This is a genomic window from Geobacillus sp. FSL K6-3411 (assembly GCF_037965715.1).
GTDB lineage: Bacteria > Bacillota > Bacilli > Bacillales > Anoxybacillaceae > Geobacillus > Geobacillus thermodenitrificans.
In genome coordinates this window covers 58180-71020 of record NZ_CP150187.1, presented here as the reverse complement: position 1 = coordinate 71020, position 12841 = coordinate 58180, and the positions used below count along the sequence as shown (strand labels likewise).

General features: G+C 48.9%; 11 protein-coding genes and 2 tRNA genes. All 13 read right to left on the bottom strand.

Annotation, left to right across the window (positions count from 1 at the left end):
* Positions 1–26 precede the first annotated feature (26 nt).
* Positions 27–2504 carry a stage II sporulation protein E gene (gene spoIIE, locus NSQ22_RS00360; protein WP_008881704.1) on the bottom strand — a complete coding sequence of 826 codons (2478 nt, stop codon included), beginning with the start codon at positions 2502–2504 and terminating at the stop codon, positions 27–29.
* Positions 2505–2700: 196 nt separating this feature from the next.
* Positions 2701–2772 (bottom strand) — tRNA-Glu (locus NSQ22_RS00355).
* A gap of 14 nt (positions 2773–2786) precedes the next feature.
* Positions 2787–2860, bottom strand: a tRNA-Met gene (locus tag NSQ22_RS00350).
* A 178-nt stretch (positions 2861–3038) separates the two neighbouring features.
* Positions 3039–3437 (bottom strand): S1 domain-containing RNA-binding protein, encoded by a 399-nt coding sequence (locus NSQ22_RS00345; protein ID WP_008881703.1) that lies wholly within the window; start codon positions 3435–3437, stop codon positions 3039–3041.
* A gap of 120 nt (positions 3438–3557) precedes the next feature.
* On the bottom strand, positions 3558–3929 hold the full coding sequence (locus tag NSQ22_RS00340) for a septum formation initiator family protein (RefSeq protein ID WP_008881702.1): 372 nt from the start codon (positions 3927–3929) through the stop codon (positions 3558–3560).
* A 15-nt stretch (positions 3930–3944) separates the two neighbouring features.
* Positions 3945–4577: a spore cortex biosynthesis protein YabQ gene (gene yabQ / locus NSQ22_RS00335; protein WP_008881701.1), complete on the bottom strand. Its 633-nt coding sequence runs from the start codon at positions 4575–4577 to the stop codon at positions 3945–3947.
* A complete protein-coding gene (yabP, locus tag NSQ22_RS00330; RefSeq protein ID WP_008881700.1) occupies positions 4574–4879 on the bottom strand; it encodes a sporulation protein YabP in 306 nt (101 codons plus the stop codon). Before yabP ends, yabQ begins: the two co-directional genes overlap by 4 nt.
* Positions 4880–5001: 122 nt before the next feature.
* Positions 5002–5283 (bottom strand): RNA-binding S4 domain-containing protein, encoded by a 282-nt coding sequence (locus tag NSQ22_RS00325; RefSeq protein ID WP_008881699.1) that lies wholly within the window; start codon positions 5281–5283, stop codon positions 5002–5004.
* An 11-nt stretch (positions 5284–5294) separates the two neighbouring features.
* A complete protein-coding gene (mazG, locus tag NSQ22_RS00320) occupies positions 5295–6755 on the bottom strand; it encodes a nucleoside triphosphate pyrophosphohydrolase (RefSeq protein ID WP_008881698.1) in 1461 nt (486 codons plus the stop codon).
* 6 nt (positions 6756–6761) lie between these two features.
* A complete protein-coding gene (locus NSQ22_RS00315) occupies positions 6762–8318 on the bottom strand; it encodes a polysaccharide biosynthesis protein (protein ID WP_011886611.1) in 1557 nt (518 codons plus the stop codon).
* Entirely contained in the window at positions 8285–8416 is a 132-nt protein-coding gene (locus NSQ22_RS00310; protein WP_255396528.1) for a hypothetical protein, read from the bottom strand. Before NSQ22_RS00310 ends, NSQ22_RS00315 begins: the two co-directional genes overlap by 34 nt.
* Positions 8417–8546: 130 nt before the next feature.
* Positions 8547–9083, bottom strand: coding sequence for a stage V sporulation protein T (spoVT, locus tag NSQ22_RS00305; RefSeq protein ID WP_008881695.1), 537 nt, complete (start codon positions 9081–9083; stop codon positions 8547–8549).
* Positions 9084–9305: 222 nt separating this feature from the next.
* Complete coding sequence (gene mfd / locus NSQ22_RS00300) at positions 9306–12839, bottom strand: transcription-repair coupling factor (RefSeq protein ID WP_060475493.1); 3534 nt, start codon at positions 12837–12839, stop codon at positions 9306–9308.
* Positions 12840–12841 lie beyond the last annotated feature (2 nt).

Below are 12841 nucleotides of genomic sequence, written 5' to 3'. Positions count from 1 at the left end.
CGCGGGAGAACGTTTTTATACGCGTACTACTGCGCCTTTTTCATATACATATATGCCGGAATCGTCGCCCATTTTGGCGTGTTGTGCCGCACTTTGGCGACAACAACGGTCATATCATCTTCAATCTCTCCACCGCACTGCCGGATCACTTCCTCCATGATCACATCGGCGACTTCTTGTGGATCGGTCGTTTTCAGTTCTTGGATTTTCCGTTTCATCCACAAATCATGGTTCTCCACATTCATTGGCCCTTCAAACACACCGTCGCTCATCATAATGAGCAAGTCGCCGGATTTCAGCTGTTCACTGACCACATCGAATTCGACTTCTTTAATAATCCCCATTGGCAAATTGCTCGCCTCTACTTTCATCACTTTATCGCCGCGTTTAATAAAGCTTGGCATCGACCCGATTTTTAAAAACTTCGTCGCCGCGTTTTGCAAATCAATGATCGCCAAATCAAGCGTCGCGTACATATCTTCTGTCGTCCGCAGCGCCAAAATGGAATTGATCGATTTAATGGCGATCGATTCATCCATTCCTGTCTGCAAGATTTTTTGCAGCAAATGTAACGTCTCGTGGCTCTCGTAATGCGCTCGTTCCCCGTTGCCCATGCCGTCGCTAATGGCGACAGCGTATTTACCGGTGCCAAGTTCAATCGTTGCATAGCTGTCACCAGAAATGAGCCCGCCTCCTTTAGCAGCAAACGCCACGCCTGTCTCGACGACAAACGCTTTTGTCGAACCGAAGGCAACCCGGCAATAGCCATTTGGATAGGCAGCACATTCCTCGCGCTTGACGACAATCGTCTCCCCTAAAATGTCCGACAGCATCGGCGCGATCAGTTTTTCGCACTCACCACGCCCCTCGCAGTAAGGAATGCTCATTTCAATATCGATATTTCCTTTTTCTAAACTGTAAATATCGACATGCCCGATTTCGATGCCAAACTCTTGCAGGGCATGGTAGATTTGTTCCTCTTGCAAATAATGGTTTTCTCGCTCTTTTTGAATCTCCTTCGCAAAATCGTCCATGACTTGCGAAACACCCAACAATTGCTCGGCAACAAGCTTCCGGCTTTCGTAAACTTGCCGTTTGAGCTTACGGTTCGCCTGATAAATCACCATCTCTTTTTCAATCGTGTCAACCACTTTGCCTGCTTTGACGCAATACCGCTCCCATTCGCGTAACAACTGATGGTTTTGTGCCAACGTTTTTTCGTCCGCCTCATGCATCATTTGTTTCATATACGCATATGTTGTACTAAAGTTGGCTACCCAGCATTGCGCTTTCTTAAAGCACGTTTGGCACGTCTTTTCTGTAATATCACCAAGAAAATAATCAACCTCCCGTTCATGGTATTCATCAGAATCCGACAGCGGTCCAGGCGAAAAGCTTTCCGCCAGCGCTTGAAAGACGTTCGAAAACTGCGAAACGCGCTGTGCCGTTACATCACGGATTTTGCGAACGTATTGCTGTTGTTCGTTGATATATTCAGCCGTGCCAGGAATATGTTTGGCAATCTTCTCTGTCAGCGAATGGGCTGTACATAAAAACAGCATGATAGCGATGCTTGATTCAAGCAGCGTCGGCATGAGTTCGGCTTTCCCTTCCCCGTATAAGCCCATCAACAGCGTTGCGACAATGAGTCCGAACGCGACCCCAATCTTTTTTCCTTCTTTCAGCAGGCCGCCAAGCAGGCCGGCAAAAGCAAGCAAGCTCATTTCAGACAAGTTACCGACGTTCGCTAAGCTCAGAACGAGCCCAGTGACGACCCCGACGGTCGAACCAGTCGCTGCCCCAGCTACAAATGCAAATAATAAAACGAGATAGCGCGACATGACATGTTCAAGCGATAAGCCGTACGCCGACCAGCCGATCATCCCAGTCAGCATCGACGCCAGCAAAATAATCAATGAAATCATTTCTTCCGCCCGCAGCGCATGTTTATGTTTCTGTACCGTCAACAGCGGAATGCTTTGCATAAAAATCAATGTCAGCACGAGTGACAACCCGGCTTCTACAACCGCCATAGCCACTCCGTATGCCGTCCGTTCCCCAAGCCAGTAATAAGAAATGAGCCATTTTGTCGCCAACGATACAGCGAAAACGACGAACGGCACAAGTTTTAATGATTCACTAATCACTTTCCGCACCCAGCTATAAATAAAGAGGAAACCAAAAATGGAAGCACCGACAAACAACACCGTATCAAACGACAGCGTCACAGCGCCGGCCAGCAGTGAAACTAAAGCGAAAGCTGCCTTGTCACGACGCAACATGTAGACAGAGACAAAAAACGGCAGCGCAAACGGGGTCAATTTCGCCAAAATTAACGCCCGTCCCAACAAAAAGCCGACAAGGAGAAGCAAAAAGCCTTGATGAACGAACAGATGGCCAAGTCGCAACTTCACATGGCGCATCCAGCGCGACAAGGTTGCTTGCGTTTCATTAATCCGTACTTCTGAAATGCGACGCACCGTTCCTCTTTCTACTCTTTCCATTCCCGATCCTCTCCTTTGCTTTCTATTACCCCCTATTATATAGTTAAAATTATCTGAAATTTGTCAAAACAACGGAGCAAAATAAAAAATCGTTCGACGTTTTCTTCGATGATGCGCCGACAGTATACCCGTTCCGACAGAAGCAGACAAAAAGAAAAAACGAGCATGTCGCTTGATGACGCATGCTCGTTTGCGATGACCCGTACGGGATTCGAACCCGTGTTACCGCCGTGAAAGGGCGGTGTCTTAACCACTTGACCAACGGGCCATATTCTGTTTTAGTGGCGGTGGAGGGGATCGAACCCCCGACCTCACGGGTATGAACCGTACGCTCTAGCCAGCTGAGCTACACCGCCGTGTGACAACATTTAATATCATAATAGAGGAATTGGATATTGTCAACATATAAAACGAAAAAATATATAAGGAAAATATCCCCTTCATTTTTTACCTTAGAAACAAAGAAGCATCCATGATCATGGATGCTTGTTGTCTCCCTATTCATCATCTTTCCTACATGTATTCAGCAGCAAGTTACCCGCGTCTCGCTCCACGCCCTCCCCGCTTCGATTCCGTATGACGGCGCAACGACGCCAGTCGATCTTCACTCTCTTTGAGGAAACGACTAATTTTTTGCTCTAAACTGTCAGCTGCAGAGCGGTCGTGTGCTCGGTGGCGAGGCCGCTGCGAAGAAGGCGTATCTTTTGCCTTGCGAATGGATAGACCGATTTTTCCATCTTGGCCGACGTTGATCACCTTCACATACACCATGTCGCCAACTTTCAAATGATCGTTGATGTCCTTGACATAGTTATCGGCTACTTCGCTAATATGAACCAGTCCTGTCACACCTTCCGGCAGCTCTACAAACGCCCCGAATTTCGTAATGCCTGTGACTTTGCCTTGTAACTTGCTGCCTACTTCAATCGACATAAAAAAAGTGCTCCTCCTTAAAACGCTTTAAAGATGGTATTGCTTTCATTATAGCGAATGAAAAAAATACGTGTCAATATGACGGATGCCCGTATTGTACGGGCATCCGCAGTTAAAATATCACTCTTCTGGCAAGACAAAAATAATTTCCCCATCTTTCGATAAATAATATTTTTTTCGTGCCAGTTCAGCAATGTAATCATCGTCATGCAGCTTTTTCATTTCCTCTTTCAGTTGCTTTTCCTGCTGTTCGAGCTCCGCAAGCTGGTCTTTTAGCTCTTGTTTTTCCGCTGTTTTTGCATCGATCGCCTTCACCTGCAGATGCAACGTGTAAATGAGAACAGAGGCGAGCACCATAAACAGTGAAGCCCAAAAGGCCAAACGAACAGCCACAACCCGCCGCCTTCTTGACGCCTTCCGCTTTTTTTCTTCTTGTTCTGATACGTAACTAGACTGCAGTTTCGTCACATTCGGTTTCCGGGGCACGTTCATGTATTTGCACCTCTTTTATTTCCGCCATTTCGCAAACCATATGCCTATTTTGTCTTTTGTATTCTTGATTTGTCCAGCAAATCCTTTTAAACGATGAAAAAAATTTTCCACCCAAGCTCGACGATGCGGCGGCACTCGTCGCCAAACGGCTATACCTATCCAGCGCAGCGGAGCAAGCAAGAAAAGAACAGTTTTCCAAACGACAAGCAATAGAAACTGGACCGTCCACATAACAAGCCGGCAAGCAAACAAAAGCAACGCTAACGTCATTTGTCCAAGGAGGACGAGGGGACGGATCACCATATGGCGGAACAGCTGGGCGAACGCCTGTCCGATCCGCACCGCCAACCAAATGATCCACTCGAGCACCCGAACGTACAACGAACGGAGCAAACTTTGATAAGCGGCATAGCCGCATAAAAGCGCCAAAAAAAGATAAAAGCGAAGCTCGCCATCATTGACGAGCAACAATACATAAAAAACAAGAAGCGCCTGCACTGCCCAAAATAACACATCATTCACAAAGACGAGCCAGTGCGCCCGTTCGTCCCGTTTTAAAAATCGGTTGTACGTATCAAGCGCCATGCCAAGCCAGCCTCCCATGCCGATCATCGTCAGCATGGTGAGAAGCTGTGTTGTGATGCTCATTTGAACAACTTGCTAAAGAATCCTTTAGCCTTCTCCTGATGGTCGTCTAAATAAACGAGATCAAAAATGCGCCCTTTAATCGAGACGACACCTTTATCGACATCTAAGTTTTTCATTTGCAAGTTTTGCCCTCGAATCGCTAAAAAACCCATGACCGTCTCAAGCAAAAACTCCTCATTGTCAAAGCTCTCGACTTGTTTTACCCCAGTAATGTCAAGAAGACGTCGGCCGCGCATGATCACGTCGTGTTCTTGAACCGGTCCTTTGTTCATATTCCCGCTAAATTCATCGTGCCGATTCATGTTCATCCCCCGCATTTCGATTTAGAATGAAAGGCGGCAGAGCCCACCGCTTTTTTCGTATCCGCTGTTTGTACCATATGTATGTCAGCGGGGGATGGTTTAGAACAAGCCCGCGGGACAAATTAGACGCCGTCTTGTTCGGACGCAGATGCGATCCGTTCTTCACGAATCAGCTCATACAACCCCGTCGCTTCTTCTTTTTTTGTCGTTTCTTTTAAATCAGCTACTTTTACTGTTACCCGTTTTTGCCCAAACTGAATCGTCAGTTCATCACCAATTTTCACGTTTGAACTTGCTTTGGCAACATGGCCGTTGATCCACACTCGGCCTTGATCAGCAACTTCTTTCGCCAATGTGCGGCGTTTAATGAGCCGGGATACTTTTAAAAATTTGTCAAGACGCATGATGATCCCCCTTACCGTCCGTTTTCTTTTGCTTCTTCCCAAAATCGATCGAGCTCGGCGAGTGAAAACGAGGTGATCGGCCGACCGCTTTTTCGTACTTGTTCCTCAATGTAGGCGAAGCGGCGGGTGAATTTGTCGTTCGCCCTTTGCAGCGCTTCTTCTGGCTGAATGCCATAATACCGGGCAAGGTTGATGAGCGCAAACATTACATCGCCAAATTCACTGACAAGCTCCGCGCGACGGCCGCTAGACGTTTCCGCTCGAAACTCGGCCATTTCTTCCTCAACTTTTTGCCATATGGGTTCCACATCATTCCAATCAAACCCAACTTTAGCTGCCTTTTTTTGCAGTTCGTACGCCCGCATCGTCCCTGGCAAGCTCTTCGGAATGTCAGCGAGGAGCGATTCCGGCTGTTCATCGCCTTTTTCCTCTTTCTTAATTTTTTCCCAGTTCACGACCACTTGTTCGGCTGTATCGGCCGTTACATTCCCAAACACGTGCGGATGGCGACGAATCATTTTCGCTGTCAACGTGCGGATGACATCGTCGATCGAAAATAGGCCGTCGTCAGCGCCGATTTGGGCGTGCAGCATCACTTGCAACAACACATCGCCCAATTCTTCAACCATATGGTCATCGTCGTTCTCATCGATCGCTTCAAGCAATTCATACGCCTCTTCAAGCAAATACCGCTTCAGCGATGCATGTGTCTGCTTCCGGTCCCACGGACAGCCATTCGGCCCCCTCAGCGTCGCAATGACGCGGCGCAACGTCTCAAACCGATGGTAAAGCAGCGGCTCATCCTTGACCGGTGGCACATAGACACTCGTCAAGTTGTCGAGCACAGTCTGACGATCAAGTTCATAGAGCGGCACTTGCTTTACTTGTTCGGCCTTCGTTCCTGCCGCGGTAACAATATAGACCAGGTAGTCGTCAGGAAGCTGTTCCATAAGGGAAAGCTTCACGTTCGAGGCGACAAACGAATCATACACTTGACAAAAAACCGTATGCAGCGAAGGCGACCACTCGTCTCCTTGAAAGGAAGTCGCATCCAACAGCTGAAACCCTTCGATCGGGTCGATGCGCAGCGCAGCAAACAGTGCATCGAAAAAGCTTTGGCCGCCTTCAATCATCACCCGGCAAACGCCGCGTCGCTCCTCCTCTAAAAGAAGCTGCACCGTTTGTTCAGCAACAAGCGGATGACCAGGAACGGCATAAAACACGTCGCCGTGCTTTACTTGTTCGACAAGAATAGAAACAATTTCCGCATACACATCGGCAAACTGCTCGTGCTTTTCATAAACATCGTCAAATGACGTAAACGTGATTCCTTCTTCCTCAAGCCCCTTCACGGCCGGATGTTCTTTCGTCCGCAAAAAGAGCGGATGCGCCCGCTTGAGCTTTCGGTATACACCGACCGGCAGCTGTTCGAAATCCCCAGCGCCAAGTCCGAAAATATAAATCGTATTCATCGCCGATCACCTGCTTCCTGATAGTAGACGAAATTTATTAGCCAACGGGAGAGCGGACAATTCCTCCTCGGAGAAAACGTTCCCTTTGACAATGCATACGATATAGACGATCGCACCGACGGCGACGCCTCCAAGCGCCTCAGCGGTTGCCCATAAGCGTCCGCCGGCGGCAGCATCCATAAGCCACATATACAACTGCAGCACGACAACCATCGCGACGCCAGCCTTCACGATTGGATAGGCATACTTTTGGATGTTGGTCAGTTGGCATTCACGCCGCAAGCATACATATAAAAAGCAAGCCATGAGCGCATAAGCCCCCGTCGTCGCTAAGGCCGCGCCAAGGACGCCAAACGGCGGCACAAGCCAATGCATGAGCGCCATTTTTCCCGCTACGGCCACCGCTACACCGGCAGCGGCCGCCCACTCTTTTCCCATTCCTTGCAACATGGCGGACGAAGTCAGTGCCATCGTTGTAAAAAAGACAGAAGCGGACAAGACAGCGAGAACGAGTGAGCCACGATCATTTTCAAACAACATCGTATTGATCGGCCGAATCAGGCAAATGAGCCCTAAAGAAGCGCCAACACCGATGACGGCAGCAAATCGAAATGGCAACAGACCTTGCGTGAAAATGGCTCCTTGGCTGCGTTGGGCGCTAGAGATAAATGGGACAAGCGCCAATGAAAGCGATGTGCCGACAACTGTGCCAAGCTGGATGAGCGGTTGCCCGCGATCATACACCCCTTTTAACCATTTCACCTCATCTAGGCTTGCTCCTGTTTCATGAAGAAGTGGGACAAACAAAAACGAATCCACGAGTGGAATAAGCGTCAATGCCATATTTGTCAAACAAACGATCGTTCCAACTGTCAATAAATGTCGGCCTACATGTAAGAACGAAGCCGTGGGCGTGCGGCCGGCCGTTTTTTTTCGTCTGCGCTTAGCGGAATAAAAGAGCAAAATAAGAAGCGCCGCCGCCATACCGCCGAGTGTCCCTGCAATCGCTGCCATGCCGCAGGAATAAACATCTGCACCACGCCGCATCGCCCAATATGACAGCCCTAAAATCGCTGTCACCCGCACGAACTGTTCACCAACTTGAGACACCGCAGTCGGCATCATGTCATGCTGGCCTTGGAAATAACCACGCAGCACAGCGATCAACGGAAAAAACAAAAATGAAAATGAAAGCAACCGCAACAGCGGTTCAAGCCGACCGTCCCCCATCCATGACGCCACCGTTTCGGCCCCTGCATACAAACCAGCAAACAGCATAACACCGAGCGCGCTTAACAACAGCAGCGCGATGCGCCTAACGGCGGCTGCTCCCGCCGCATCTCCTTCCACGAACCTCTTAGCGATGAGCTTCGAGATAGCGACCGGGTAGCCCGCTAGTGACATCGCTACAACAATGCCGTAAATCGGATACACTTGTTGGTAAATATAAAAACCGACATCCCCGACCATATTTTGATACGGGATACGGTACAACGCGCTTAACAGCTTCGTCAGCAAAGCAGCAACCGTCAATACAGCTGCGCCTTTCCATACGTTCCCCATATCGCTTTTCCTCCCGCCTTCATGGCGTTTGCCGACGGATAGCCAGGCTGGGGACATTCGCCAGCGACCGAGAAAGCCGCCAATGGTTCCATTGCCATGGCTACGCTCGATATTATAGCGCAACATGGGGCTGCTAGACAAAGACGATGGCTTACCTGAAGCCACGACTTCCTCAAACGGCTAGCAGACGGAAAAAAGGCAGCTTCGTAAGCTGCCTTCTTGTTTCGCTTATTGTTCCATTTGTCGGGCTAAAAAGCTGGCCGCAGTTTCAACCGCTTTATGCTCCACTTCACCAAGCGTCTTCTCGCGTGATAAAATGATGACCGCCCCGATCGGATCGCCGTTGGCGACAATCGGACCGATCGTATACGACTTCAACGTCTCCGTCATCCCGTCTACTAGCTCTACCTCTCCTTCTTCCGTATGGAGGACAGAAGTGCGCTCTTCCATCGCTTTTTCCACTAGCGGGCTGACGCTTTTGTTCATATACTCTTTTTTCGAAACACCGGCGACAGCGATAAATACGTCGCGGTCACAAATGAGCACGGGCTGCCCGAGGCTGTCAAACAGTGCCTCAGCATACTCTTTAGCAAAGTCACCCAACTCACTGATCGGCGAATATTTTTTCAAAATGACCTCTCCATCGCGATCAACAAATATTTCGAGCGGATCTCCTTCGCGGATGCGTAACGTTCTCCGAATTTCCTTCGGAATGACAACCCTTCCCAAGTCATCAATTCGACGAACAATACCGGTTGCTTTCATGCTTTGTATACCCTCACTTTCATCTAGGATTTGAAGGATACTCCGATGAACCCTTTTGTGATGGGGAATTCACCATTGTTGTCATTAGTATCCTTCACAATCCACTTTCTATACGCGATGAAAGTGATTTTGCCCATTTTAGATAAAATTGTCCATCATTCATTATCGCCACATCAGCAGAAACATAAACATGCAAAACAAAACTCGACTTTTTTGTCCTGGTCATGCGATCACTGATTTTTCGTTTTCCACCCCGAACAGCTGCTTTAACGTCTCATACAAAATCATCAGCCATTCGTGTGGCTTCATTTGTTTAATATAAAGAACGATTTTCAGCTTCGCCCCATCCATGCCGAATCCAAACAGGCGGCCATACTGGCGGCCAATGCCAGATAAGCGCTGGATTTCCACTGTTTTCGACGCCTGCTCGGTAAATAAAAGATCGATTTGTTGCTTATGCTGCTTAATTGATTCAACGCCGAGCTGCTTCGCCAACGCTTTAATTTCCGCAATTTGAAACAAATAAGCCACCTCGTCCGGATAATCGCCAAAACGATCCGCCATCTCCTCACGTAGCATCTCAACGTCCTCGAGTGTCTCGACAGCTTTAAACCGCTTGTACATTTCAATTTTTTGTAATCCATCGGAAATGTACGTATCCGGAATATAGGCATCGACTTCTACGTCGATCACAACGTCCGGGCGCTCCTCTTCCTGTTTAAGGCCACGCCGTTTTTCAATTGCCTCTTTCAGCATTTGTGAGTATAAATCAAATCCGACAGAATCGATAAAGCCGTGCTGTTCCGCGCCGAGAATGTTGCCGGCACCGCGGATTGACAAATCGCGCATGGCGATTTTAAACCCGGAACCAAGCTCGGTGAACTCTTTAATAGCTTGCAACCGTTTTTCTGCCGTTTCATTCAACACCTTGTCTTTTCGGTACGTGAAATATGCATAAGCGACGCGGTTCGAGCGGCCGACGCGCCCACGCAGCTGGTACAGCTGCGACAGCCCCATCCGGTCGGCGTCATACACGATGAGCGTATTGACGTTCGGAATATCGACGCCTGTCTCAATAATCGTCGTTGTCACCAACACGTCATATTGCCCTTCCAAAAAGGCTAAAATCGTCGATTCGAGCTCAGCTTCCGACATTCGCCCGTGCGCAAACGTCACGCGCGCTTCCGGGACAAGCTGGGCGATTTCTTCTGCTCTCAAGTCGATATCTTCGATATGGTTATAAAGGAAAAATACTTGCCCATCACGGGCGAGCTCGCGCTCAATCGCCTCTTTAACAAGCTCTGGTGTATATTCCATTACATACGTCTGTACCGGAAAGCGGTTTTCCGGCGGCGTCTCGATGATCGACAAATCGCGTACACCGATCATCGACATATGGAGCGTGCGCGGGATCGGCGTTGCTGTTAATGTAAGCACGTCGATATTCGCCTTCAGCTGCTTAATTTTTTCTTTATGCGCCACGCCAAACCGCTGCTCCTCGTCAATAATGAGCAAGCCTAAATCTTTAAACTTCACGTCCTTCGACAACAGCCGGTGCGTACCGATCACCATGTCGATTGTGCCGTCTTTTAACCCTTTGATCGTCTCCGCCTGCTGTTTTCTCGTCCGAAACCGGTTTAACAACCCGACGTTAATCGGAAATCCTTGGAACCGCTCACGCACCGTTTCATAATGTTGCTGGGCTAAAATCGTCGTCGGCACAAGGAAGGCCACTTGTTTGCCGTCCATAATCGCTTTAAATGCCGCTCGCAGCGCCACTTCCGTTTTCCCGTAACCGACGTCGCCACAAAGGAGGCGGTCCATCGGCTTTTCGCTTTCCATATCACGCTTAATTTCCTCGATCGAACGAAGCTGGTCTTCCGTCTCTTGGTACGGAAACGCCGCTTCAAATTCGCGTTGCATTTCTGTATCCTGGGAAAATGCATATCCTTTGCTTGCCTCGCGCTCGGCATATAACTTGATTAAATCTTCCGCAATGTCTTGGACAGAAGACTCCACTTTCTTTTTGACTTTTTTCCATTCTGTACCGCCGAGCTTATAAATTTTCGGCTCTTTTCCTTCCGAACCGACGTACTTTTGCACTTGGTCCATTTGATCAACCGGGACGTAAAGCGTATCGCCGCCTTGATATTGGATATGAATATAGTCTTTATGCACTCCGTTGATTTCTAACGTCTCGATGCCTAAATATTTTCCGATACCGTGGTTGACATGGACAACATAGTCGCCGACTTGCAGTTCGGCATAGCTTTTGATCCGCTCGGCATTCGACAACTTTTGTCGGCGCACTGGGCGTTTGGCCCGCTTTTTGAACAGTTCTTCCTCGGTGATGACCGCCAGTTTTTGCAGTGGCAGCTCAAACCCTGTATTTAAATCGCCTTGAAGGAGCTGACATTTGCCGTGCAACAGCGCCGCTTCGTACGGCAGCGGCAGCGCATCGATCTCGTAATCTTCAAGCAGCGACTGCAACTTTTTCACCCGCTCGGCATCAGGCGCCAAAAAGACGACCGCATAGTTCGCCTTTTTCCATCGCTCGATCTCAGACTGAAGAAGAGCCATTTGCCCATGAAAGTTTTGCATTTGCTTACATGTAATATTGACGACATTTTGCGGATGAGTATGAGGTGCATGACGTAAAAATAAGGACAAGTACACCCGTTGGAATCGACTCTTTTGCAACAATTCAGAAAATGAGTGCGAAATCGGCACATCATGGATCATTTTTCCGCCGTCGAGTAAGCTTGTATACCATTCCGCTTCTTCGCGATCAAGTCGCTCAGCCGCCTCCTGCAACCGGCTCATTTCATCCATCAGCAGCACGCCATCTTCTGGCAAATAATCTAGTAAACTCGCAGCCTTTTCATAAAAAAGAGACATATATTTATATTGTTGTTCGATTTCCTGTCCCTCGCGCAGCTGTTCCAATTCAGCGTGGATATGCTCGTACATCCGCTGCTTGGCAGCATCATCTTTGATGTTTTCCAAACTAGCTGCAAGCCCGGCTTCGATTCGTTCGATTCCTCGCTGCCGTGCCTCCTCATTAAGAATAATTTCGTCGGCCGGCCCGATCATGACGCGGTCCACCTGCTCGTGTGAACGCTGGTCATCAGGGGTGAACGTTCGAATCGATTCAATTTCTGTATCAAACAGCTCAATACGATACGGAAGCTCAGCCGTTAGCGGATAAATGTCAACGATGCCGCCACGGATGCTGAACTCCCCGGGAGCAGAAACGGTGGCGACCCGCTTGTATCCCATTTCGACAAACAGCTGCTTATAGCGTTCCAAATCGAGCTCTTGTCCAACCGAGAACGTAAACAAGTAATGCTTCCAAAGCGACAGCGGCGGCAGCAATCGCCGCAAGCCGGCGACTGGACAGACAACAACCCCTTTTCCTTCTTGCGCCCAATGATTCATAATTTCGAGACGTTGTGCCTTCAACTCCGGACTGGCGACCGCCATTTCAGCGGCGATGACTTCGTTGACCGAATAAAGAAACACATCATCCGACCCCAACAACGAAACGAGATCGTCATATATTTTTTGCGCCTGAAACAAGTTATGGGCCACCACTAACATCGGCCGCCCTGTCTCCTTATAAAGGGTGGAAATAAAAACAGACCGAGCCGACCCTGACAGCCCGGCGACAAGCTGTTCTTTCAGGCGGGCATGGATTCCTTCAATGATCGTGCGAACATCCTGATTTTCAGCTAAATAGCGATGCAGAGAAAGCACCT

Excerpts from the sequence above, each read along its gene's own strand:
- mazG (WP_008881698.1), bottom strand. The coding sequence starts at position 6,755 with ATGAATACGATTTATATTTTCGGACTTGGCGCTGGGGATTTCGAACAG.
- yabQ (WP_008881701.1), bottom strand. The coding sequence starts at position 4,577 with ATGAGCATCACAACACAGCTTCTCACCATGCTGACGATGATCGGCATG.
- NSQ22_RS00325 (WP_008881699.1), bottom strand. The coding sequence starts at position 5,283 with ATGCGTCTTGACAAATTTTTAAAAGTATCCCGGCTCATTAAACGCCGC.
- NSQ22_RS00315 (WP_011886611.1), bottom strand. The coding sequence starts at position 8,318 with ATGGGGAACGTATGGAAAGGCGCAGCTGTATTGACGGTTGCTGCTTTG.
- yabP (WP_008881700.1), bottom strand. The coding sequence starts at position 4,879 with ATGAATCGGCACGATGAATTTAGCGGGAATATGAACAAAGGACCGGTT.
- spoVT (WP_008881695.1), bottom strand. The coding sequence starts at position 9,083 with ATGAAAGCAACCGGTATTGTTCGTCGAATTGATGACTTGGGAAGGGTT.
- NSQ22_RS00340 (WP_008881702.1), bottom strand. The coding sequence starts at position 3,929 with ATGAACGTGCCCCGGAAACCGAATGTGACGAAACTGCAGTCTAGTTAC.
- spoIIE (WP_008881704.1), bottom strand. The coding sequence starts at position 2,504 with ATGGAAAGAGTAGAAAGAGGAACGGTGCGTCGCATTTCAGAAGTACGG.
- NSQ22_RS00310 (WP_255396528.1), bottom strand. The coding sequence starts at position 8,416 with ATGGCAATGGAACCATTGGCGGCTTTCTCGGTCGCTGGCGAATGTCCC.
- NSQ22_RS00345 (WP_008881703.1), bottom strand. The coding sequence starts at position 3,437 with ATGTCGATTGAAGTAGGCAGCAAGTTACAAGGCAAAGTCACAGGCATT.